General features: G+C 57.7%; 21 protein-coding genes and 2 pseudogenes. 13 read left to right on the top strand and 10 right to left on the bottom strand.

Translation table 11 applies throughout. The annotated features are described in order from the left end of the window. Window positions 1-209 precede the first annotated feature (209 nt). The gene (ctlX, locus tag AC07W4_RS18690; protein WP_495033484.1) at window positions 210-1,148 is read left to right on the top strand and encodes a citrulline utilization hydrolase CtlX; all 939 of its coding nucleotides are present in this window, start codon (window positions 210-212) and stop codon (window positions 1,146-1,148) included. A 43-nt stretch (window positions 1,149-1,191) separates the two neighbouring features. Here the strand turns inward: ctlX and AC07W4_RS18685 are convergent, their stop codons facing one another. The 4 genes from AC07W4_RS18685 to AC07W4_RS18670 all read right to left on the bottom strand — a co-directional run bounded on the left by AC07W4_RS18685 (window position 1,192) and on the right by AC07W4_RS18670 (window position 4,725). Continuing rightward, complete coding sequence (locus AC07W4_RS18685; RefSeq protein ID WP_495033483.1) at window positions 1,192-1,593, bottom strand: nuclear transport factor 2 family protein; 402 nt, start codon at window positions 1,591-1,593, stop codon at window positions 1,192-1,194. A 66-nt stretch (window positions 1,594-1,659) separates the two neighbouring features. Then, window positions 1,660-2,418 carry an SDR family oxidoreductase gene (locus tag AC07W4_RS18680; RefSeq protein WP_495033482.1) on the bottom strand — a complete coding sequence of 253 codons (759 nt, stop codon included), beginning with the start codon at window positions 2,416-2,418 and terminating at the stop codon, window positions 1,660-1,662. A 137-nt stretch (window positions 2,419-2,555) separates the two neighbouring features. Next, window positions 2,556-3,467 carry a LysR family transcriptional regulator gene (locus tag AC07W4_RS18675; protein WP_495033481.1) on the bottom strand — a complete coding sequence of 304 codons (912 nt, stop codon included), beginning with the start codon at window positions 3,465-3,467 and terminating at the stop codon, window positions 2,556-2,558. Window positions 3,468-3,624: 157 nt separating this feature from the next. After that, window positions 3,625-4,725: an alkene reductase gene (locus AC07W4_RS18670; protein WP_495033480.1), complete on the bottom strand. Its 1,101-nt coding sequence runs from the start codon at window positions 4,723-4,725 to the stop codon at window positions 3,625-3,627. 147 nt (window positions 4,726-4,872) lie between these two features. Between AC07W4_RS18670 and AC07W4_RS18665 the strand changes: the two genes are divergently transcribed. Next, window positions 4,873-5,757 (top strand): LysR family transcriptional regulator, encoded by an 885-nt coding sequence (locus AC07W4_RS18665; RefSeq protein ID WP_495033479.1) that lies wholly within the window; start codon window positions 4,873-4,875, stop codon window positions 5,755-5,757. Between the two features lie 4 nt (window positions 5,758-5,761). On the opposite strand, the gene AC07W4_RS18660 is transcribed toward AC07W4_RS18665, so the two are convergent. After that, window positions 5,762-6,862, bottom strand: coding sequence for a Gfo/Idh/MocA family protein (locus AC07W4_RS18660; RefSeq protein ID WP_495033478.1), 1,101 nt, complete (start codon window positions 6,860-6,862; stop codon window positions 5,762-5,764). 382 nt (window positions 6,863-7,244) lie between these two features. Here AC07W4_RS18660 and AC07W4_RS18655 point away from each other — a divergent pair, with 382 nt between their 5' ends. Continuing rightward, window positions 7,245-7,904, top strand: a complete 660-nt coding sequence (locus AC07W4_RS18655) for a MarC family protein (protein ID WP_495033477.1) — start codon at window positions 7,245-7,247, stop codon at window positions 7,902-7,904. A gap of 71 nt (window positions 7,905-7,975) precedes the next feature. Here AC07W4_RS18655 and AC07W4_RS18650 read toward each other — a convergent pair whose 3' ends face one another. The 3 genes from AC07W4_RS18650 to AC07W4_RS18640 form a co-directional block, all read right to left on the bottom strand. Then, window positions 7,976-9,688: an arylsulfatase gene (locus tag AC07W4_RS18650; RefSeq protein ID WP_495033476.1), complete on the bottom strand. Its 1,713-nt coding sequence runs from the start codon at window positions 9,686-9,688 to the stop codon at window positions 7,976-7,978. A gap of 282 nt (window positions 9,689-9,970) precedes the next feature. After that, window positions 9,971-10,417: a hypothetical protein gene (locus AC07W4_RS18645; protein WP_495033475.1), complete on the bottom strand. Its 447-nt coding sequence runs from the start codon at window positions 10,415-10,417 to the stop codon at window positions 9,971-9,973. Window positions 10,418-10,616: 199 nt separating this feature from the next. After that, window positions 10,617-11,576, bottom strand: a complete 960-nt coding sequence (locus tag AC07W4_RS18640; RefSeq protein WP_495033474.1) for a LysR family transcriptional regulator — start codon at window positions 11,574-11,576, stop codon at window positions 10,617-10,619. Window positions 11,577-11,729: 153 nt separating this feature from the next. Here AC07W4_RS18640 and AC07W4_RS18635 point away from each other — a divergent pair, with 153 nt between their 5' ends. The 6 genes from AC07W4_RS18635 to AC07W4_RS18610 all read left to right on the top strand — a co-directional run bounded on the left by AC07W4_RS18635 (window position 11,730) and on the right by AC07W4_RS18610 (window position 18,454). Then, window positions 11,730-13,766 carry an alkyl/aryl-sulfatase gene (locus AC07W4_RS18635; RefSeq protein ID WP_495033473.1) on the top strand — a complete coding sequence of 679 codons (2,037 nt, stop codon included), beginning with the start codon at window positions 11,730-11,732 and terminating at the stop codon, window positions 13,764-13,766. Window positions 13,767-14,005: 239 nt separating this feature from the next. Continuing rightward, the gene (locus AC07W4_RS18630; RefSeq protein WP_495033472.1) at window positions 14,006-15,274 is read left to right on the top strand and encodes an OmpP1/FadL family transporter; all 1,269 of its coding nucleotides are present in this window, start codon (window positions 14,006-14,008) and stop codon (window positions 15,272-15,274) included. Between the two features lie 47 nt (window positions 15,275-15,321). Then, window positions 15,322-15,999 (top strand): DUF3313 domain-containing protein, encoded by a 678-nt coding sequence (locus AC07W4_RS18625; RefSeq protein ID WP_495033471.1) that lies wholly within the window; start codon window positions 15,322-15,324, stop codon window positions 15,997-15,999. A 63-nt stretch (window positions 16,000-16,062) separates the two neighbouring features. Next, entirely contained in the window at window positions 16,063-16,491 is a 429-nt protein-coding gene (locus tag AC07W4_RS18620; RefSeq protein ID WP_008049880.1) for a hypothetical protein, read from the top strand. Between the two features lie 14 nt (window positions 16,492-16,505). After that, window positions 16,506-16,964 (top strand): glycine zipper 2TM domain-containing protein, encoded by a 459-nt coding sequence (locus AC07W4_RS18615; protein WP_495033470.1) that lies wholly within the window; start codon window positions 16,506-16,508, stop codon window positions 16,962-16,964. Window positions 16,965-17,236: 272 nt separating this feature from the next. Beyond that, the gene (locus tag AC07W4_RS18610) at window positions 17,237-18,454 is read left to right on the top strand and encodes a DUF3422 domain-containing protein (RefSeq protein WP_495033469.1); all 1,218 of its coding nucleotides are present in this window, start codon (window positions 17,237-17,239) and stop codon (window positions 18,452-18,454) included. A gap of 423 nt (window positions 18,455-18,877) precedes the next feature. On the opposite strand, the gene AC07W4_RS18605 is transcribed toward AC07W4_RS18610, so the two are convergent. Beyond that, window positions 18,878-19,177 (bottom strand): hypothetical protein, encoded by a 300-nt coding sequence (locus tag AC07W4_RS18605; RefSeq protein ID WP_495033468.1) that lies wholly within the window; start codon window positions 19,175-19,177, stop codon window positions 18,878-18,880. A 1,316-nt stretch (window positions 19,178-20,493) separates the two neighbouring features. On the opposite strand from AC07W4_RS18605, the gene AC07W4_RS18600 reads away from it, so the two are divergent. Together AC07W4_RS18600 and AC07W4_RS18595 are read left to right on the top strand one after the other, a co-directional pair. After that, window positions 20,494-20,685, top strand: a complete 192-nt coding sequence (locus tag AC07W4_RS18600) for a hypothetical protein (protein ID WP_495033467.1) — start codon at window positions 20,494-20,496, stop codon at window positions 20,683-20,685. 202 nt (window positions 20,686-20,887) lie between these two features. After that, a pseudogene (locus tag AC07W4_RS18595) lies at window positions 20,888-20,956 on the top strand (hypothetical protein); the annotation flags it as partial. A gap of 66 nt (window positions 20,957-21,022) precedes the next feature. Here AC07W4_RS18595 and AC07W4_RS18590 read toward each other — a convergent pair. Beyond that, window positions 21,023-21,337 (bottom strand): annotated as a pseudogene (locus tag AC07W4_RS18590) (IS66 family transposase); the annotation flags it as partial. A gap of 98 nt (window positions 21,338-21,435) precedes the next feature. Here AC07W4_RS18590 and AC07W4_RS18585 point away from each other — a divergent pair. Then, a complete protein-coding gene (locus AC07W4_RS18585) occupies window positions 21,436-22,200 on the top strand; it encodes a COG4705 family protein (RefSeq protein WP_495033466.1) in 765 nt (254 codons plus the stop codon). Window positions 22,201-22,227: 27 nt separating this feature from the next. Beyond that, a complete protein-coding gene (locus AC07W4_RS18580; RefSeq protein WP_008000889.1) occupies window positions 22,228-22,662 on the top strand; it encodes a hypothetical protein in 435 nt (144 codons plus the stop codon). Window positions 22,663-22,686: the final 24 nt, after the last annotated feature.

The raw sequence follows: 22,686 nt of genomic DNA, 5'->3' as shown, positions 1-22,686 counted from the left end.
GGCGGTGTGTCAGTCGACATTGATGTTGGATGACACAACGCCTTCGCGAGCAAGCCCGCTCCCACATTTGATTTGTGTTGTTCACCGAATCGGCTGAAGGGGTCAGTATCTTCAGCCGTTTTGATCACCGAAAAAGCCGTTATCAACCGGGTTTTTCCCTCTTTGAAACAGACAATGAGCCTCTCTCGCCCCTCATTGAGTCTGTGCCCATGCAAACCACCAATACGGTTTTAATGATTCGTCCGACACGTTTCTCCTTCAATCAGGACACGGCGGCGAACAACCGCTTCCAGCGTCCGGCAACAGTCGCTGAAGACGTACAACTCAAAGCGCTTGCCGAGTTCGATGGCTATGTCGACGTGTTGCGTCGGCACGGCGTCGAAGTCCTGGTGCATAACGATCGCGAAGCGCCGCATACCCCGGATTCGATCTTCCCCAACAACTGGTGGAGCAGCCACCCGGATGGCACCCTGGTGCTGTATCCGATGCAGGGCCACAATCGGCGTCTGGAGCGGGACAAGGGTGTACTCGACGGGTTGCTGGGCGAATACCGGGTCGAACAGGTGCTGGATCTGTCCAGCCTTGAAGAGCAGGAGGTTTTCCTGGAAGGCACCGGCAGCATGGTCCTGGATCGGCAACAGCGGATCTGCTACGCAGGGTATTCCACACGCACCCACGCCCGGGCACTGGATCAGTTGGTCACCCAATTGGGCTACGAACTGTGCGCGTTCAACGCGGTGGACCGTCAAGGCGTGGCAATTTATCACACCAATGTGATGATGAGCGTGGGCACGCGCCTGGCCGTGGTGTGCCTGTCATCGGTTGCTGATCCCAGCGAACGCCAGGCATTGCGTACGCGCCTGGAAGACAGCGGCAAGCAGGTGATCGCTCTGGATTGGGCGCAATTGGAATCTTTCGCCGGCAACATGCTGGAGGTGCACAGCGCCGCGGGCGAGCCGCTGCTGGTGATGTCGCGCACCGCCTGGCAATCACTGGGCGCCGATCAGCGTCGCTTGATCGAAACTCACACCACGCCGTTGCCGGTGAACATCGACACCATCGAGCGCATCGGTGGCGGCAGCGCGCGCTGCATGCTGGCCGAGGTGTTCCTGCCCCGGCAATTGTCCACCCGGCAACAGGTGCGATGATCGTCCGCCCGGCAACGACTGCCGGGCGAGATGGTAAGGCGCGTTAGCCGGGGAATCGATCTCCAAACATGGGGTGCCCGCCGGCGGAACCTTCGCGAGTCGCCTCGTCCTGGATCACATCCCAGTGTTCGACCATCACCCCGTCCTCGAGGCGCAGGATATCGACAACGACCCAGTTCGCCGGTTGACCGAGTCCGGTGAAGCGACCGTGCAACATGACGAAGTCGCCTTCAGCGACTGCCAGCTGACATTCATAACGCATATCGGGCGGTCCTGCGGCGACCAGCTCGAACAGACCCTCGCGACCCGGAGGTACATGGGCACTGTGCTGGATATAGGAGGATGACCAGAAGCGTTCGGCTGCTGCCAGATCCTTGCGATTGAACAGGGTTGCGAAGCCTTCGAGAACGATGGCCCTGTTCTCGGCGGGGGTACGTGAAGTCATGGTCTGATCCTGCTTGCAATGTTAAAGGTCGGCGGCTGCAGGGCCGCCCAATATTGCCTTGTGGTCTCAACCGAAAGCCGGTCCGTTTGCGATCATGTCGTTGAAGCCGTTGACCCAGGCATGCTCGTTCGGGCCAGGATTGGCGCGCATGGCATCGGCCGGAGCGACGAGGATTTCGTCCGCACCGCTTTCGAACTGTTTCATCGCTTCTGTAATGAACTGGTCCAGGGGAATGGCGCGCTCCTCCTCGCTGCTGTTGAGCAACTCGGTGCGAACCCACGGTGGTGCGATCTCGATCAGTTGGACGCCGTGTTCGCGCAGCAGGTAGCGCTGTGACAAGGTGTAGGAGTGCAACGCTGCCTTGGTTGCCGAATAGACCGCCGTCACGGCCATTGGCACGAAGCCGAGCACCGAGGAAACGTTGACGATGACCGCATCCGGTTTGGCCTTCAGATGCTCGATCAGCGCCGAGGTCATGCGGATCGGACCCAGCAGGTTTGTGGTGACGGTCAAGAGCGCAAGCTTATCGTCCACCGGACCTTCTGCATGATCGAGCAGCATGATGCCGGCATTGTTGATCAGCACGTTGAGCTCAGGGTAATTGGCAGTGAGGTGCTGCGCTGCTGTCTGGATGCTGGCCGTGTCGTTGATGTCGAGCTCGATGGCTGCCATGCCGGGGTTGGCGTCGAGCGTCTGCTGCAATCGCTCCTTGCGCCGTCCGGAGATGATCACTTTATTGCCAAGCTTGTGGAAGGCTTCGGCCAGGCCTTGACCGATGCCGGAGCCGCCGCCAGTGATGAAGATCGTATTGCCAGTCATGCGCATGAGGGATTTCCTTGAACGATAAAGTCAGGGCGTCCGCCACGCTGCCAGGCCGATCAGCTCGACCGCTGCGTCGCGGGGTATGGCGCTAAACTGGCAGCTTCGGCGGGATCGGAGTAGACGCTGTGGCTGGCTATCTTCTATGCGTCGGATGCATAAGCACCGCCGACATCTTCAAGCAGGTTGGCGACAAGATGTTCGATCAGGGCGCGGCCGGCTCTGCGGGTACGCGAGCCGTGGGGGAAGTAGGCATGAACCGGTACGGATTCGGTCTCCCAATCGGTGAGCAGGGTGACCAGTTCACCGCTTTCAAGCTCCCGCCGACAGGCCCAGGCCGTTGTCGATGTAATCCCTAAGCCAGCAGTTGCCGCCGCGACAGCACCTTCGTTTTCATCGGTCGAGAAGTGCGCTTGGAGTTGAATCGTCCTGGTCTCGCCGTCGCGTTTGAACATCCATCCGCTCGGAACCGTCGAGGCTGGACCGGCGATGATTCGATGGGATTGCAGGTCCTCAGGCGTAGTCGGCTCCCCAGCAGCGCGCAAGTAGGAGGGCGAGGCGAGGATAAATCTGGAGATCGTCATGATCTGACGGCTCGTTGCACTGGAATCAATCAGCCGTCCCAACCTTATGGCTACATCGATATTTTCGCGCACCAGATCCTGCCAATGATCGGCGAGCAGGACCTGGATATGAAGGTTGGGGTGTATCGCTGCGAACGGCGCTATACGCGGAATGATTTCCCGTACGCCGATGCTCGTTGGCATGCTGATCCGCACGACGCCACGCAGCTCCTGGCCGCCGCGAACGCTTTGCTCTGCTTCTTCCACCGCGACGAGGATGAGTTCCATGCGCGAGAGAAAATCCGCCCCTGCCTCAGTCGGTACGACGGCACGTGTCGATCTCGCCAGCAGCAGGGTGCCAAGATCGGCTTCGAGCTCGGCCACAATCCTGGAGACCTGGGATTGAGAAAGACCCACTTCGCGTGCCGCGGCCGAAAAGCTGCCCAGTCGCGCCACCCTTGTGAAAAGCCTATAGGAGAAAAGGTCCTTCATGCGTTAGCACCTTCCATCAGCCAGCATGCACCTTGAGTCCGCTGGAAGAAGCTACGCTGAAACGGGGCAGTAAGCTGGCGCATCGCTGCTTGGGTGATTGATTTTTTCGGGGAGGTAGCTGGGGCACTGTGACCCCAGTTACCGGTGGCGAAAATTATCACGCAACTTCAGTGTGGAAAGGATAGTCCGTGTAACCCACTTCCGTGCCGCCGAAGAACGACTCGCGGTCGTACGGGTTCAGCGGCCAGCCGTTGCGCAGGCGCTCTGGCAAGTCAGGGTTGGCGATGAAGTGGCGACCGAACGCGACCAGGTCTGCATCGCCGGCGTCGAGGATCGCGTTGGCCGATTCGCCGGAGAAACCGCCTGCCGCGATAAGGGTACCCTTGTAGTGCTGGCGGATGAGTTGGGACGCCACCGGATTCTGGTCCCGGCGCTCATCTTCGACGAGACCCAGGATGCGTGGCTCGATCAGGTGCAGATAGGCGAGGTCCAGCTTGTTCAGTTCGCGCGCGACGTAGGTGAACAGGCCAATGGGGTCGCTGTCGGACATATCGCCGAAATTGCCGCTCGGCCCCAGACGCACCGCCACCCGATTACTGCCCCAGACGGAGATCACCGCCTCTACCGCTTCCAGCAGGAACCGGCTGCGGTTCTCGAACGAGCCACCGTAGATATCCGTACGTTTGTTGCTGCCGTCCTGGAGGAATTGATCGAACAGGTAGCCGTTGGCCGAGTGAATCTCCACGCCGTCGAATCCGGCAGCGATACCGCGTTCGGCCGCGGCGCGGAAGCTGTCCACCAGCCCACGGATTCCCTCGATGGTCAATTCGCGCGCCGGGCTGGCGGGGGTCCAGCCAGTCTCGGTGAAGGCGAGGCCGCCGTGGTCCACGACGGAAGGGGCCACTGGCTGGCCGCCGTCCGGCTGCAAGAGGCTATTGGACTGGCGCCCCGCATGATAGAGCTGCAGAAAAATTTTGCCGCCCTTGGCATGAACGGCGTCAGTCACGAGCTTCCAGCCGGCGATTTGGCTATCGTCATACAAACCGGGAGCACCAAGGTAGCCATTACCATTGGCGGCGGCGATAGTGGCTTCGCCGATCAGCAGGCCACCGGCGGTGGTACGTTGGGCGTAGTACTCGGCCATCAGCGGGCCAGGGATGTCGCCCGGCTCGGCACGCATGCGGGTCAGTGGCGCCAGAACGACGCGATGGGAAATCTGGTATGGGCCTATCTGGATACTCGTATGCAGTTTGGACATGACATCGATACCTATCATTGGTGGGATGGGCGCAATGTAGGCGTAAAATTCGCGGAGAAAAATATCCCCCGATGCCGAACATTTCGGATGTTTTTTCCGTAATCCCGCCCTGTTGGTGGGGTTCTACCGGAGCAGGCAGGAAAAGTGATGGAAAGTCTGAATGGCATCTCGATGTTCGTGCAGGTTGCCGAAACGCGCAGCTTTACCGAGTCCGCCCGGCAGTTGGGGGTGTCGTCCTCGACCGTGGGCAAAACCATTGCCCGGATGGAGGAGCGCTTGCATGTGCGGCTGTTTCATCGCAGCACACGCAGCATCACGCTGACAGCCGAGGGGACCCTGTTCCTTGAGCGCTGCCGGCGCATCCTCAGCGAGGTCAGCGCTGCCGAGTCCGAGCTGTCAGGCCTGGCTGGCAGTCCACGTGGACGGCTTCGGGTGGGCACGCCTCTACTCGGCGACCTGATGATGCCGGCCTTTGACGGGTTCATGGAGCAGTATCCGGAAGTCGAACTGGATATCGATTTTTGCGACCGCATGGTCGATGTGATCGAGGAGGGGTTCGATGCGGTGATTCGCACCGGCGAGCAAACCGATTCACGCTTGACTGCGCGCCGCCTGGGTTCCTGCGCACATGTGCTGGTGGCGTCGCCGACGTATCTGAAGCGGCATGGCGTACCCACGTATCCGCGTGAACTGGAACGCCACTCCTGCCTGCAACACAAGTTCCCCGCAACCGGAAAGCTGGAGCGTTGGCCGCTGCGGCTCGAAGCCTCCGAGGCTGAACTGGTGCTGCCCGCCACGATGACGTCGAACACGATCGAGCCTCTTGCCTACGCCGCGATCCGGGGCAGGGGGATTGCTTTTCTGCCTGCTTTCCTGGTGCGCGAAGCGCTGGAAAGCGGCCAGCTGGCCACTGTGCTGGACGATTACATTGACCGCCAGGTCGTCTTCTGGATGCTGTGGCCAGCCAGCCGTTATGCGTCACCCAAGTTGCGCGTTTTCATTGACTACATGAGTGCGCACTTGCGCATCTGATCGCTTACGCCCGCAGCTTCAGGCGCACGCCGTCACGGTTGGAGATTTCGATGGCATCGATCAATTCGTGCATGCGCAGCGCATCCGCCATGGTGGGTGCAACGTGGGTACCCTCACGTACATCCCTGGCGTAGGCGGCATATAAATTGGCCAGTTCCTGCTGGCTGCCGCCCAGGTCATTTTCCGGCAGCCAGTTGTAGCTCGACGGCACAGTGAGCGTGTGCATGGGTTGCGAGTCGCCCCGGGCCGCTTCAAGGGTATTGAAGTGGTCGCCAAAACTGGTGGTGTTCCAGATCTTGAGATCGCCTTGGGTACCGGTCAGGTCCAGCTGCATGCCATAGTTGTTGCGTTTCCCTGCTTCGATATGGACCGTCAGCACAGCTCCGTTGGAGAAGGTACCGTTGACCAGAATCTGGTCGGCCGTTGTGTGTTTCAGTACTTCACCTGTCTCGATCAGCGTCACTTCCGGGAACTGGTTGACGGTCAGTGCGCTGATGCACTCCGGATGGCCCAACATGCTGAACACCGCATCGAAATAGTGACCGCCATAAATGGAAAGCAGGCTGGAGAAGTTCTCCGGCGGGATAGTGAAGTGCAGGGCGGCCAAGCGTTCGCGCTGGAAGTATTCGACACTGACATGCAGCCGTACTGAACGAAGTTCCCCAATGTAGCCATCCTTTAACAGGTCGCGTACGTAGCGATAGTCCGGATTCAGTCGTCGCTGCAATCCGACGATGTGCCGAACGCCAGCCTTCTCGGCAAGCGCCATCAGTTCCTGCGACACGGCCTTGCTGGGAGTCAGCGGCCATTCGCAGTACACATCTTTGCCTGCTGCGATGGCTGCCCGTACGGTGGCCTCGTGCTGTGGTGCCGTGTTAAGCACGATCACCAGATCCACCTCCGGATGGTTGACCAGTGCATCCACGGTATCGAGTGCAAAGCGGATGCCGTGGCGATCTGCCAACTCGGCGGCTTTACTCGGATTGCGACTGTGGACTGCCGTCAGCTCATAGTCGGGAAGCAACTGGAGGGCAGGCAAGTGACCGTACTCGGCCCAATTGCCGACGCCAATGAGACCGACTCGAATTTTGGATGACATGGTCATGGAAGCTCCTGAACCTGGCTTGAAGGGAAAGGTTGCGGTGCCGGGCGGCGGCCGGACCGGCCAGGGTTGATTGTCCGGCGGGATAAAAAGCCCAGTCACCGAGTGTAGGAAGGGATGCAGTCGGGAAAAATGCGCTGGTGATCCGAACACTTCGGACGCTGGTGTCCGGAATACTCCTCATCAGGGCGACTGTGCGCGTCACCCGCGACTTGAGCGGCACTCAGCCACATGTCGTAGATCACCTGGTCAATGTTGCCGGCATCCAGTGTCGGTTTCAGGGCAGGTGGCGAAAGGCAGAAATCGGACAATGGCGCTGACTTGAGTTGAATTGTCCCTGATCAGCTAAGGTAATTCCTACACCACACGCCTGGGCAGATCATTCATGAACTCATACGTCACCCTGTTCTTCGGCATGTTCACAACCCTCCTGGCGATCATCAATCCACTTGAGGCCATTCCGGTTTTCCTCGGGCTGGTGCAAGACAGGGACGCTGCCGAACAGCGCCGGGTGGCGCGCAAGGCCTGTCTTTATGCGCTGCTGTTGATGTTTTTCTTTTTGATTTTCGGCAACCTGCTGCTGCGTTTGTTTGAAGTTCCGCTGAGTATGATTCGGGTGGTCGGCGGGGTGATCCTGATGCGGATCGGGTTCGAGCTTTTTGCTCCCTCGCCCAACAGCAGCCTGATTCCAAGCGGTGGCAAAGGCGACGAGGACATATCCTTCATACCCATGGCCATGCCGATCATGTTCGGCCCCGGCGCCATCGCCACGGTGATTGGCCTGACCAGCACGATCAAGGACTCCGACCGTGCCATATTGTCCTTCGCCGTCGTGGCGCTGGCGATCTGCGCCACCATGCTGGTCACTTACCTCTCTTTGGCCTACGCCAACAACATCCTCAAGAAGATTGGCCCGCAAGGCATCGATGCCGCGACCCGCATCGTCGGTTTCTTCGTTTCGGCGATGGGCGTGGGGCTGATCTTTCACGGGACGGTGGAGTTCCTTCAGTCGTATGGGGTGTTACTCAACGGTGTAGCGAAGTAGAACTGCAAAGCTTTCATGCAAAAAAAACGGGCGCCTGTTTGGGGCGCCCGCGCGGCTGATCAGTCACGGCGTCAATCGTGTCCGTTATGACCGCTCTGCTTCATGGCTTTGAGGATGCCGTCCAGGTTGTAGGTTTCAGGCGCCTGCATGGGCGGGAAGTCCCTGTACGACATCAGCTCCTTCTCCCAGAGCAACTGTCCGATCGGCAGCATGTTCCAGTTGTAGATATAGGCGTTACCCGGTGAGCCCAAGGCACCGCCATAGCCCGTGATGGACTTCGCGTCGGCACCGACCGTTGTTTCAAAAGGGTCGCGCTTGAGGTTGAGCAGTTGGGTCCAGTGGAAAGTGGTAGCGCCATACAACCCGCCCGTCGCGGTATCCGGCACCATGGTGTAGTACATCTTCCAGTTCTTGTAGCGCACTGCCGAAGGTTGCGAGCCGGTGTAGTAGAAGAAGGTGTCGCGCGCCGACTTGTCGGACTTGCCGGTCAGGTAATCGGTCTGATCCACACCATCGAGCTTGGTCTTGACGATGCCGGGATAATTGCCCGCCATGATCTGCTCATTGAGCTCATTACCCTTCTTGCCGCCAGCGATACTGACCAGTGTCGGCACCCAGTCGAGCGAGGCAAAGATGTCGGTCAGGACCGTGCCTGGCTTGATCACCCCAGGCCAGCGGATGACCAGCGGAGCGCGCATGCCACCTTCCCAGGTGGTCAGCTTGCCGCCCTTGAACGGGGTCGTGCCGCCGTCGGGGAAGGTGATGGTTTCCGCGCCGTTGTCGGTGGTGAAGACGACAATGGTGTTGTCCAGTTGGCCCATGTCCTGGAGTTTTTTCAGGACATAACCAATGTTGTCATCCAGTTGTTTCATGCCTGCTTCGTTGGTGCCCCAGTCTTTTCCGCCGGGCTCACCGACCATGGCGTCATACTTGGGTGGCAGTACCGTGGTGATGTGCATGCGTGCCGGGTTGTACCAGACGAAGAAAGGTTTGTTAGTCTTCTTCGGATCGTTGCGGTCGAGGAAGTCGATGACCTTGGCGGAGATTTCTTCATCCACGGACTTCGAACGCTCCAGCGTCAGCGGGCCTTCGTCCTTGCACGTGGTGTTCTTCTGCGTACCGTCGCTGGAGACGCAGGACATGACCGGACGAGGTGGCGTCAGGCAGGTACCTTCACGCGGATCGATGGCGCCAGGCACGTCCGGCAGCCCGTTGATCGGTGTGGCCTTGCAGGGTGGGGCGATGCCCTGCACCTGCGGCGTCTTGTTGATATCGACAAAACTCACGCCCTGCATCGCATCGAGGTGATAGAGGTAACCCCAGAATTCCTGGAAACCGTGGGATGTCGGCAGCGCCTCAAAGTTGTCGCCCAGGTGGTTCTTGCCGAACTCACCGGTGGTATAGCCCAGATCCAGCAAAAACTTTGACAGTGCAGGGGTGCCAGGGCGCAGCCATGACGGGCTGCCGGGCAATTGCGGTGGGATCATGCCGGTTCGCAGCGGGTGCATCCCGGTAAAAAAAGCATTGCGCCCCGCCGTACAACTCTGCTCGGCGTAGTAGGTCATGAATTTCGCACCTTCCTGGGCGATGCGATCGATATTCGGCGTTTCACCCACCGCCAGGCCCTGGTGATAGATGCTCGGCTGCATCCAGCCGATGTCATCGGCCATGATGAACACGATGTTGGGTTTCTGATTGGCCGCTTGAGTCACTGTCGACATGCTGGCGCCAATTGCCAGACTGCTCAACGCCAATCCCGTCAGTACAAGTTTTCTCAGTTTCATGAACTTGATCCTCGTCCAGTTGATTCACATAACTACCCGTCTCGGATACGTCGTGCTCTCATCTCTCAAGGCTCAAAAACTGCAACTGCCCCATCCTTAATACTGACGGTCATCCGTCACGGGTGCGGCGTCCTTAAATATGTTGAGCTTTGACCGCAATGGCGTTTGGCCCCAGTCATATGCATACCCAGTGTTCAGCCCTACCACTAACCGGATGGTGAGTATAGACGCGCATTTACAAGGTGTCGGCCGCAAAGCCGCCCCTCCATGGATCACATCATTTCATCGCTTTGCCTGCGCGACATCGCCGCAGAAGATATCGACGCTGCCATCTTCGGGTGATGTCCGTACGACGATGGAATACTTTCCGGAAAGCAACTCTGAGGTTGCGATAGGTGCATTACGGTAAAAACTCCAGCCATTGGACCCGGCTTCATTTTTTGTATTGACCTTATCGTTCATTGCATAGGCGACAGGTCCGGGTTGCTGACAGCTGCCTTTATTGATGAAGGTGTAAATGCGCGGGGGGAGGAGGGTACCGGTCGGAACGCCAGTGATATAGAAATCAAAATTGGTCTGGTTGCCTTCGGCTGTCAGTGTGGCGTTGCCCGTCTGGCCCGCATTGCGGTGGGTGGCAGCCAGAGGCAGATTCATTGAATGGTTTGAAGCGGTACTGCAACCGAACAGACTTGCCATGAGTAGCGCGAACGGGACGATGCGGGTATTCATAAACAACCTCCAAAAGTGGAAGAAGTGCATGGGGGAATACAGGGTATAGCTCATAAATAAATGTGCTGTTCTCAATAAATTCGCGTTGAGAAACTTCGTACCTGATAGTCATCGCCCAGGCAAAAAATGGAAGAATCGATGGCAGCGTCCGCCGCACTCAAGCGGCAGCTCTGAGTCGCGGCCTTCGCACGTTCTGGCTTTACGCCCCCATGATCTTGACCAACAGACTTTCACGCTGGCAAACGTCGGCCTCCACGGCTTTCACTTCTTTCATGAACACCTCTACCGCAGGCGGCAGCGAACGCTCCTTGAGATAAATGAAGCCATAGCGGGTACGCAGGGCGAGGTCCTGAACGGGTAACGGCACGATTTCACCCGCCGACAATTCGCGCTCGAACGTTGACAGGTTCCCCAGCGCCAAAGCATTGCTGTTCTCGACGAATTTCACGATTTGCATGGGGACATCAATTTCGATGGCCGGTACGAAGTCTCCGGTCAGCGCATCATAGGCACCGGCGCAGCCCAGCGTTGCCGGAAGCAAGTGGGTCGCCAACCGCAAGGGGATGCGCGAAGCCACCCAGGGGTAATCGAGTGTTTGTGCCAGGGTGAGGGACCGGTTTTGCGCAAGCAGCGGATGGTCCGGGCGGCAGAACAGGCGGCCTTCATGCTCCCCCAACAGCTCGCAAGTGAGTTCTTCCCGGCCTTGTAAGGTGCTGATTTCAGCGATGCCCAGATCCACCACGCCGGTTGTGACCTGATGAGCAACTTCCCGCCACCCGGCCACATGTGCCGTCACCCTGATTTGCGGATGCCGGGCATGCATCCGCGCGATGCTGGCATAGCCGCTGATGATGCTGGGGTAAGGGCCTAGAGCGACTTTCAGTGCACCGATATCCCCGCCCGCGAGCAAGGCAATGTCACGCCGCAGATCCTGTTCTGCCACCAACAGGCGCTGACTTTTCTCCCTGAGCAAATGACCAAATGCAGTCAGTACAACGCCGTCGATGCGTCGATCGAACAGCGTGACCCCGAGTTCGCGCTCCAGCAACTGGATGCTTTTACTCAGCGCCGGCTGGGAAACACCCAGTGCCTTCGCGGCCCGGCCAAAGTGTGCGTGCTCGATCAATGCCAAAAACTGACGTAGACGGTTTGGCGTCATCTCATAACCTATATGTTATCGAAAGCTTTGAAAACGGAATTTTTCGGAATTAATTCAATATGCTATTCATGGTTCGACGGGTCAAGCCGAGAACGCAGAACACTTGCGTTGACTTGACGCCCTTGGACATTCATCTGGCGCAGGAACCTTTTCATGTACAACAAGACCCTCCATCTGGCACTGGCGATCACGCTTGGCGGTGGCATCAGCCCTTGCGTTTTCGCTGCCGATGCAAACGGCGCAGCTTCCGATCCGGCTTCATCGCAAAACGTGCACTTCGACAGCAAGGGCAAGGCGCCTTCGTCCTACACGGTCGACATGCAGAACACTGTGCGCAAGACACTCCCCTTTGCAGACAAGCGCGACCTTGAAGAAGCGAAAAAAGGCTTCATCGCCGCACCGCCCTACAAGAAGATCATGGCCGACGCCGGGAACGTCGCGTGGAACATGGGGAGCTACAACTTCCTCAATGAAGGCAAGGATTACGACAGCATCAATCCGTCGCTGCAGCGTCAGGCGGTGCTCAATACGGCCTATGGCCTCTATGAAGTCGTTCCGGAAAAGATCTACCAGGTGCGCGGGTTTGACCTGGCCAATATCACGTTCATCAAGGGCGACACCGGCTGGATTGTCTTCGATACGCTGCTGTCGAAGGAGACCGCCAGGGCCGCCCTGGACTTCATCAACGAAAAACTGGGCAAGCGCCCGGTCGTGGCAGTGGTTATCTCCCACTCCCATGCCGATCACTTTGGCGGAATCCGCGGCGTGGTCGACGAGGCCGATGTCCGCAGCGGCAAGATCCCGCTGATTGCGCCGCAAGGCTTCATGGAGCATGCCGTGGCTGAAAACGTCTACGCCGGCAACGCCATGAACCGGCGGGCGTTCTTGCAATATGGTGTGCTGTTGCCGCACAGCCCGTACGGTCACGTCGACATGGCCATTGGTAAAAATGCTTCGATTGGCAACATGGGGCTGATCGAGCCCAACCGTTACATTGCCAAAGATTTCGAAACCCTGACCATCGACGGTATCGAAATGGAGTTCCAGAGCACGCCCGGCACTGAAGCGCCCGCGGAGATGAATACCTGGTTCCCACAGTTCAAGGCGTTCTGGGCCGCCGAAAACATCACCGGCACCATCCATAACATCTATACCCTGCGCGGCGCCCTTGTCCGCGACCCACTGGTCTGGTCGAAGAACATCAACAATGCCCTGTATCGCTACGGTCAAACGGCAGACGTCATGTTCGCCTCCCACAGTTGGCCACGCTGGGGCAATGAGCGGATTCAGGATGTGATGCGCGCGCAACGCGATGCCTACGCCAACCTGAACAATGCCGTGCTGCATGCCGCCAACCAGGGCGTCACCATCAACGAGATTCAAAACGTCTACAAGTTGCCCGAAAGCCTGAAAAACAATTGGGCGACCCATAGCTACCACGGTTCGGAAGAGCACAACAGTCGCGCCGTGATCAACCGTTACCTGGGTTACTGGGATGCCAATCCGGCGACGCTGATGCCGTTGTCTCCAAAGGATTCGGCACCCTTGTATGTGGAAATGATGGGAGGCGCCGACAAGATCATGGCCAAAGGTCAATCCTTGTTCGATCAGGGCAAGTACCGCGAAGCCTATGAAATCCTCAACAAGCTGGTGTATGCCGAACCGCAGAACACCAAGGCCAAGGATTTGCTGGCGGATGTCTATGAGCAAGTCGGTTATCAGAAGGAAAGCGCCGGCGTGCGCAATAGTTTCCTCTCGGCCGCGTATGAACTGCGCCATGGCATGCCCAAGGGCCTGCCGCCAAAAACCGGCGGCCCCGACATGATTCGCGGCATGAGCACGGAGTTATGGCTCGAATACCTGGGCATCGCCCTCGATGGCAGCAAAGTCGCCGATCAACACTTCATCTTCAATCTCAAGACGCCCGATAACGGCGAGCAGTTCGTGGTGGAGTTGAGCAACTCGACATTGACCAGTATCAAGGGGCAGCAAGCCAGCAATGCCGACCTTACCATCACCCTTGACCGTGCTGATCTGGAAGGCGTGATGGCCCGCAAGACCGGATTTGAGCAACTCGTCGCAACCGGCAAGGCAACCTTCGAAGGCAACCGCAAACCGTTCGAAGTGTTAATGGCGGCGATCACCCCGTTTACCCCGAACTTTGAACTACTGCCAGGCACCCATCAGTAATCAACAAGGGCTGCGCTTCATCCTGCCTCGGGGTGAAGCGCTTTGGCGTAATACTTCGCGCCCCTGAATAAACAATAACGAGCATGGATGGCGCTATTCATAAAGTGTTCCTTCCAATATCGAGAATATGAACTACCACTTATGTGTGGCCCTAACAGGCCGTTTGAACGTGATTCAGGTTTTTCGACGTTGGTTAATTCACCCTTATTAGGAAATGCACATTTGCCGGGATTTAATCCATGCAAACCAAAATAGGTGCACTGCCTGCCTTTACGCTGCTTGCCTTGTGCAGCCAGCAAGCACACGCCGGCGGCCTCATGCTCTACGAAATCGGCACCGATAACGCCGGCCTGGCCAACGCCGGCGCCGCCGCCCGGGCCCAGGGGCCTTCGACCATTGCCAGCAATCCGGCGGGCCTGAGTTACCTGCCGGGAACACAGATCACCGCGGGCTTGCAGGTGCTTTACGGCAACCTCAAGTTCGATCGCGACGAAGACACCAACGTGCCGGGCAGCGGCAGCGGCAATGCCCTCGACCCGATTCCCGGCGGCAGTTTTTTCATCAGCCATGAACTGGACGAGCACTGGAGCGTCGGCTTCGGCCAATACGCCGATTTCGGCCTGGCGGTCAATTACGACAACGACTGGTCCGCACGTTACTTCGCCCAAAACGCCAGCCTTGGTGGTTTGTCGTTGGTGCCCAGCGTGGCTTACCGCTTCAACGAGCAATGGTCGGTTGGCCTCGGCGTCAAGGCCATGTACGGAATGCTGCAAGCCCAGACCGCGATTGACCGCTCGCCGTTCGGCTTTACCGACCGCACGGACGGCCAATTCAAGTACAAGGACCAGGATTGGGGCTTCGGTGCGAACGTCGGCGTCATCTACGCTCCGCAAGCCGGCACGCGCATTGGCCTGACCTACACCAGCCAGGTCGATCTGGACTTCGAGGACCGACTGGATGTGAAAGGCGATGGCCGACTGCTCGAGCGCGTCAACAACACCAAGACCGAACTCGACATGAAGGTGCCGCAAACCGTCACCCTGAGCCTGTTCCAGCAACTGGATCGGCAATGGGCCTTGCTCGCTTCGGTCAACTGGCAGGACTGGTCGGAGTTCGGCGACATCGCGGTGCAGGTCGACACCACCGCGCTCGGCGCCCGATCAACCACTGTCGACGCACATTTCAAGGACACCTGGCACCTGTCGCTCGGTGCCCAATACCAGGCTGCCCCGCAATGGTTGTGGAACTTCGGCGTGGCTTACGACAGCAGCGCCGTGTCCGACGGTAATCGCACCGTGACCGTACCGATGGCCGAGTCCTGGCGCCTTGCGACAGGAGCCACCTATGCGCTGGACAAGGACACCGACGTCAACCTCAGTTGGGCCATGATCTGGATTGGCGACATGCCGGTGGACCAGACCAGAAACGTTTCGGGCAATCGAATTTCCGGTCAATTCGACAGCGCCTGGATTCAAGCCGTGACCGGAAACATGACCTGGCGCTTTTGAGTGTCTTGCCGCACCAGAACGACTTCATCCGAGGAGCACACAGCATCATGAATCTTTCCCGAAACTTGCTCATCGGTGCCACTGTGGCCGGGCTTCTGCTCGGCGGTTGCACCTCCAAAGTCACTGATCAGACGCAATACTCCGGCTACCTGTCCAACTACAACAACCTGCAGGAAGTCGAAACGCCGAGCGGTGGTACCGCGATGCGCTGGGTCAGCCCGTCATGGAACCCCAATGCCTATGACACGATTGCGTTCGAGCGACTGGAACTGTATCCGGCGCCCAAGCCCAATGAGCGAGTCAACCAGCAGACACTCGATGATATCCGGGACTACATGAGCAGCAAGGTGAGGGCGACGCTGGGGCAGAAATACCGGATGGTCTCGCGTTCGAGTGCTGCGCCAAAAGGTTCGAAAACCTTGATCATGCGCGCGGCCATCACCGGGGTAAGCGCTTCGAACGAAGGCATGAAATGGTATGAAGTGGTGCCCATCGCCGCCGTCGTCGGGGCGACACAGGCTGCGACCGGTCACCGCGATCAGGACACCGAACTGTATATCGAGGCCGAACTCATCGACGTGAAAGACAACCAGACCGTGGTCAGGGTCGTGCGCAAGGTGTTCGGCAAGCAACTGTCGAATGAAAGCCAGAAGATCACCGCGCAGGATTTCAAGGCCGCGATCGACAAGTTGAACGCCGATCTCTGGGCATTCATCCGCAGTTGAACCTTGACCCGATCGCCAACAGACGTTGGCGGTTGAATCGCTCCCGGAAGAGGAATGGCTGACATGGCTTCCCATGCATTGCTTCGACTCACAAATTTGCACAGACCTTTATTCATCGCAGCGCTCATCGCCAGCGCACTTGCGTTAAACGCCTGTACCTCAGTGGATGCGCAGACAACCGCCTATGTTGGAGTCGAGCATCCAGCGCCGACCCTGCCCAGCGAAGTGCAGATATTACGCACGGAACCAACGCGCCCCAATGTGCGCTTGGGTGAAATCCTGATCGATGCCAGCGTCGACCCGGCGCCCCCCATCACCCAGGTCGAACAGAAGCTGCGTGAAGAAGGCGCCAAACTGGGTGCAGACGCGGTGGTGGTGGTTTATGACCAGATCCAGCCCGTCGCCGCTTACGTGACCGGTCCTCTGTGGAACCGCGACATCGATACGATTCAGGGCCGCAAGCTCAAAGGCATTGCCATCAAATACCAATGACGAGGTGTACAGCAATGAAAGCAATCATGTCCTGGCTGACGGTCACGTTGGCGACTGTCTTGATCAGTGCCTGTTCCGCCGTGGGGTCGAACGATGGCGGCGCCGGTGAAATGGAGATTCGCTCGGGCAAGATCGAGCAGATATCGCTGACGCAGATGCAGACCAATCACGACAGTGGCGTCGGCGCCGTCCTCGGAGGCCTCGGCGGTCTCGGCATCGGCAGCCTGATCGGCAGTGGCACCGGGCGCGACGTCGCGATGGTTGCCGGCGCACTCGCCGGTGCGGTGGGCGGTAACTATGCAGAGAAGAAAAAGTACGATCAGCCGGTCGCAGCGCAACAGGTCATCGTTCGGGTGAAAAGTGGAGTGCTGGTATCGGTGACCCAGCCGATCAATCCGGCCCTGAGTAAAGGCATGAATGTCTACATCGAAGGCGCAGGGAACAATGCCCGGGTGCTGCCGCAGGGTGGTTGAGGCGAGATTCATTCATTGCACGCGGGCTATCTCATTTTTTTGCATCGCAGTGTTTGCGGGCAAGGCACCGGAATCGGTGTGAGAAGTACCTGCCAGGGACGGCAGGGCTTCACTACTGTCGATCCAGGGCTTGTCACCTGGCCGTGACTCGTGAGTTCGTCAAACTGTCCCACCATCTACAGCAATCGATAATGCCCCGAAAGATTCGGCATCCGGCTCGGCTGGGCTTTCATCGCAAGCGGCAAAAAACAACTCCAACATGGCCATACAACATGCACCCGTTACGACAAAACCTGCACAACGAACTACACGCGCGCCCGTCACTGTATTTCGATGAACCGGCCCATGTGTTTCATCTGGCCTTCCTCGGCAGCGATCAGGAGTGCAATGCATTCCTTGAACAATGCTGCCTTGGCACCCTCGACCTGAATGCCGCCCAAGGCATTACCCAACTCGAAGGCCATGCACTGAAATGGGAGCGCCATGCCGAGTTTTTCACCCTGACACTGGTGGCCACTTCATCCAGTGATGACCTGTCCTGGACAACGCTGCCCGAGGTGCTGGCGTCAAAGGTTGAAGTGCATTTGCCGGCCCTGATCAACTCGGTGCAGATTGTAGTGCGTGGTGAAACCGGCCTGGATCTGTCCCGGTACGGCTTCAAGGATCCGAGCGGTTCGTGCGTGGGCGGTGGCGATGCAATGGTCTGGAGTGATTTTCGCCTGAGCGAGGAGGGCAACAACCACATGTTGTTCGTCAACCGACGCCTGAATGCCTACCGCCAGGGCCGGATGATACGCCGCCTGCTGGAAATCGAGACCTACAGGATGATGGCCTCGTTATCGTTGACCATGGCCAAAGACTTGAGCGCGCAGCTCGATGTTTTCGACAAGACCCTGGTCACCCTTTCCGAACGGAACGCCGACCCGGACGGCAGTAATGCGAAAGCCCTGCTGGCGGACATTTCCAACCTGTCTGCGCAAGTGGTGAGCAGCGCTGCGAAAACCCGGCACCGCTTCAGTGCCACGCAAGCCTATGCGCAATTGGTGTTCGAACGTTTGGGTGAGCTGCGAGAAAGTCACGTAGGTGATTGCCAACGCCTGGGCGTATTTATCGAGCGCCGCTTCAAACCTACCGTCAGGTACTGCACCGCCACCGAACAGCGCCTGGAGCACCTGGCCGAAAGCGTGGCCAATCTGGGCGACCTGTTACAAGCACGGGTTCAGGTCGAAATGGAAGAACAGAACTCGGAAATCCTGAAAAGCCTGAATGCCCGCGCCGATGCCCAGATCAAGATCCAGCGCGCAGTGGAGGGGCTGTCGATTATTGCCATTACCTACTACTTGCTCAGTTTGCTCAAGCTGGGTTACTCCGGGGTGCACCTGCTTGGAGTTGAAGTGGCCCCGCGAGAGGCCATGCTGGTAATGGCGCCGCTCGCGATCGGTATTCTTGCGTTGATCGTGCTGCGTATCAAGAAAGTCAAAGAGCATTGAGGTGATGGCCTGCAATGTCGTTGCAGCGCCTTTTCCACCTGCACATGGCGGCGGTCAGCAAAGGGGTGAAACTTCTTGCAGATGTAGCAGGCATAAGCGGGATTGTAGGGGAGTGCGTATGAACCGGGGAGGGTGCATGCACCAATGTCCCCTATGTACTACGAGCGCTTAGCAGGTGCTGCACGATTGCTCTGTAGGTTGCGTTGCTAAAGTTGCGTGCGAGGGCAGTCCACACTTGGCAGATCAAGCAGCCGAATACCCCAGCGTCGGGTGCAATCAACAAAAAACGACGGCTTCCATCATGGTGCGGCGTTCGGGATCAGGTCTGCATTCCACTGGATCTTTTTCAGAATTACCGGACGCTTACGGTCTATTTGTGTTTGGCATCAGCCAGCAGTCGAGGTGGATTAGGGAAGATTCACTTTAGCTGGGCTCATCCTTGCAGGACGCGTCCATCTTGCCAGGCACCCACCGTGGGTACATCCAGTTGGCGATAAACCAGTCCTGCTGAAGGCTACCGTCTTTGGCAAAAATGTCTTTTCCTTCTGCTAGCTTAATATCGAATGTTTGAAGCTCTTTACGATTTCCTGAGTACAGGGTCAGCTGAATTGCTGAGTCGGGGCCATATAGCTTTAAAAAACTTTGATTCACTACATCGACGAAGAAGTTTTCGGTGATCGTGAACGGCTCTTCAGGAGTCGGGACATGGATGTCATTGAGCACACCACCTTCGAGCCACGCAGCCAAACCAGGTAGATGAACGCTATCTGAAACGCCCAGCCAAACCGTGTCGCCAGGGGCGATTTTGAGGGGTGTATTCGAGTTGGGGTCGTCCGTAAGTACGCACTGACCAAACACACCGGGTCGGCCGAGCGGTGTCGCTTCTGACGATTTCGATCTTCGCCGACGTCAGATACACAGGGTCCTTCCCATAGTTTCTGAGTTGGAGCTGAACAAACACATCGTCTTGGCCTTCAGTATTGCCAGGGCTGATTCGGTAAGGCTTGAGCCTCGCTTGAACAACGCTCAACGAGCTGGTGTCATCTCCCCGTAGTTGGCTGATGAATGAGATCACGCTGGTGCTGTCGCTGAGGAAACCAACAACCGCTACCAGCATACCTACCGAGCAGAGGCTTTTTGCAGTCAAACGGGTTCTCATAGATTCCACTATGGATTTGAGTTTCTGAAGCAAAAGAATTTCCTTTCATTCTCTAGATTGTTGGTTCGTAAGCCTCCGGCTAAGTCACCTTGTGTGACTCAGGTCGCCATCCACCGGTGCGCCAGCAGTTGATCAATCTCGATTGCCCGCTACGTCGGCAGACTTCGACGATTTGCTCCCAGCTAATCGCAGCACTTTCAGCGTTACGGCAGTCCTACTTTATCAGTATCGCGATGCCGCACTTGGGCGGCTATTCAACACTCTTATCGCGTAGGGCCAGCAGATAGCTGTAGCCCTCTCGGTACTTAGTCGCGGTTTAGAAAGGAGAGGGGTCACCATCCAGAAGTAGCGCGAGGTCTGCTATCTGAGCTCCCAAAGTCTCTTTCAACGTGGTTCTCAGTTTCTTGTCTACTTATTTGTGCAGTCGAACCTTTTCGATGGCCAAAGCGATAAGGCCATCCGGTAGTTGATCCGTGCTGATATTTAACAGGCTGGTCTCAGTGTGTTCTGCGATAAAGCGCTCCTCACATAACATGCAATTTAACATAATATACATTATGCGAATCATCCTATAGCTTGTTGCGGACAGTGACAGGACAGATTTGAAGCCAGGCCCAGGCCTCGATCACTCTCCTGCAGCTCGTGCCTGCACCTCAGCGATGTCATCCAGGACGAATGAATCCTGCGGACCTTGCTCCTTGTAATAGCCAACCACGTTGACCAGCGTCCACCGCAGCAATCTTATCAGTACCGGATCGGAAGATTTCCAGCTGCTCGACTCATATGGATATCGGCTGTTGGTGAACACGTCGCGGTATCTCTCGAAGGAATCTTCCTGACTGTCCAGGGCCAAGCTGCGACAAATCGCTTCGGGCATCGCATGGAACAACGTCAACAAATCATGCCTATCCGGGTTTTTATGGCTGGTTTTGTCAGCGCTTTGCAGATGCTGGTGAGCTGCGGCCAACGCTACGGCGTCGAGTTTGCAGGTTTCGCCGGATGTACTTTGATGCTGGTCAGGCGCAGAAATAAAGCTCTTGGAATGGTCGTCGCAGATGGCTGGAGCCCTTGATTTACGGGGCTTGTTACCGATTACACGTTCCGATTATGCGTGCCCTCGAAAGATACCGTACAAATTTGAAGATAGTGAACAAGGATGAGCTAACCCTAGCGCATCAGGTGAGCTACCCTCTCCTGCTGATAACCATAGATTATAACTATGCTAAATGACTGTTTAGTGTAGTTATATTTGGAGCTAAAGAAACAGTAAAGAAGTGGCCCCCTGTAGCCCGCTGATAAAGTTGAATGTACCGGTTCAGTGCGGCGGGGTTCAGGTGCTCCCGGGCGATCTGGTGTTGGGAGACGATAACGGTTTACTGATTCTTGACAGTCAGGCACTTGCCGCAGTCATCGACCAGGGGCAGCAATTGAACGCCGCAGTCCCCGCCCCATTGCGCCAGCGTCGAACTGGGGATGGCGAGACCGGCGCGACCGAAGATTTTCTCTTGCCGGTACAGCGGCAAATGGCCGGCAAACTTCGCGACCATCACTTGGGCCAAGAGGCCTGCCGTCGGTAGGCCCTTATCGATCACGTGCGGTGGAACCGGTGCCTGAATCAAGGTTTCGCAGCGATCACATACCCATTTGCCACGCACATGGCGTTCAACGGTAAAGACACCGGGCACGTAATCGAGTTTTTCGCTGATATCTTCACCAATACGCTTAAAACCGGACGACTTCCCTCCCCCTCAGTCTCAGCTAAGTTTCGATCCGTATCGTCTCCCTTGCGCAATTCCTGCGCTGTATAGGAGAGGCACCTCCCATGAAACCCGCTACAGCCGGATGGCTCAACAAAGTACCCGAGGTGACGCTGTCATTCTGGGTGATCAAGATCTTGTCCACGACCGTGGGTGAAACCGGCGCGGACTTCCTCGCTGTCGATGCCGGCCTCGGCCTGGGCTGGACCAGCCTCGGCATGGCGGCATTGCTGGCCATTGCGTTGTTCATACAGATGCGCAAAACCGCCTGCTCGCCCTGGATCTACTGGCTGACCGTGGTGCTGGTGAGCATCGTCGGGACGCAGCTCACCGATATCCTGACCGACGTGCTCGACGTCAGCCTGTACACCAGCACCGCCGTGTTTTCAGTCTTGCTGGCACTCAATTTTCTCGTCTGGTACCGGGTGGAACACAACCTGTCGATCCGCGAGATCGTCACCCCACGCCGGGAATGGTTCTACTGGACGACCGTGCTCTGCACCTTTGCCCTCGGTACGGCAGCCGGCGACCTGGCCACCGAAGCACTGGGACTGGGTTTCACCCTCGGCGCCGTGATTTTCGCCACGCTGCTCGTCGCGACCCTGGTGGCCTGGCGCATGGGTGCCAATGTGGTACTGGCCTTCTGGATCGCCTACATCCTGACCCGTCCGTTCGGTGCTTCTCTTGGCGACTTGCTGACCCAGTCCAAGACCTACGGTGGCCTCGGTATGGGCGCTACCTGGACCAGCGCGATCTTCCTGTGCGTCATCGTCCTGCTGGTCGCGGTCGCGCAGATCAGCGTCGGCAACCGCAAACTCGCCACTCAATAACGTTTACCAGTCCATCAAGGAATCGTCATGCGCCCTTTTCAACACATCATTCGCCACGTCGCCATTGTCTCGTCGATTTTCCTGCTCGGTATCGCCGCCGGCTGCTCGAAACCCGCCGACAAGCCAAACGCGGGCAACACTTCAGGTGCGATGAGTGAACAAACCCGGTCCGGTTCAAAACTGGGTGACCTGTCCGAGTTCCGCACCATCGCCGCCGACGTTGCCACGATCGTCGATAAAAACGACCTGCCGGGTGCGAAAGCCCGCATCAAGGACCTGGAGAGCGCCTGGGACTCCGCCGAAGCCGGGATCAAGCCTCGCGCCGCCAGCGACTGGCATGTAGTGGACAAGGCCATTGACCGCGCGCTCGACGCGTTGCGCGCCAGCAATCCGCAACAGAACGATTGCAAGGCCCGCATGGACGAGCTCATGAAGGCCTTCGATTCGATGAAAGGCGCGTAATAACCGGGCGGACAAACGCCGGTA

The sequence above is a fragment of the Pseudomonas sp. GW821-FHT02A08 genome, assembly GCF_059422045.1.
Note: the sequence above shows the minus strand (reverse complement) of the source record. Positions and strands in the feature narration are given on the sequence as shown.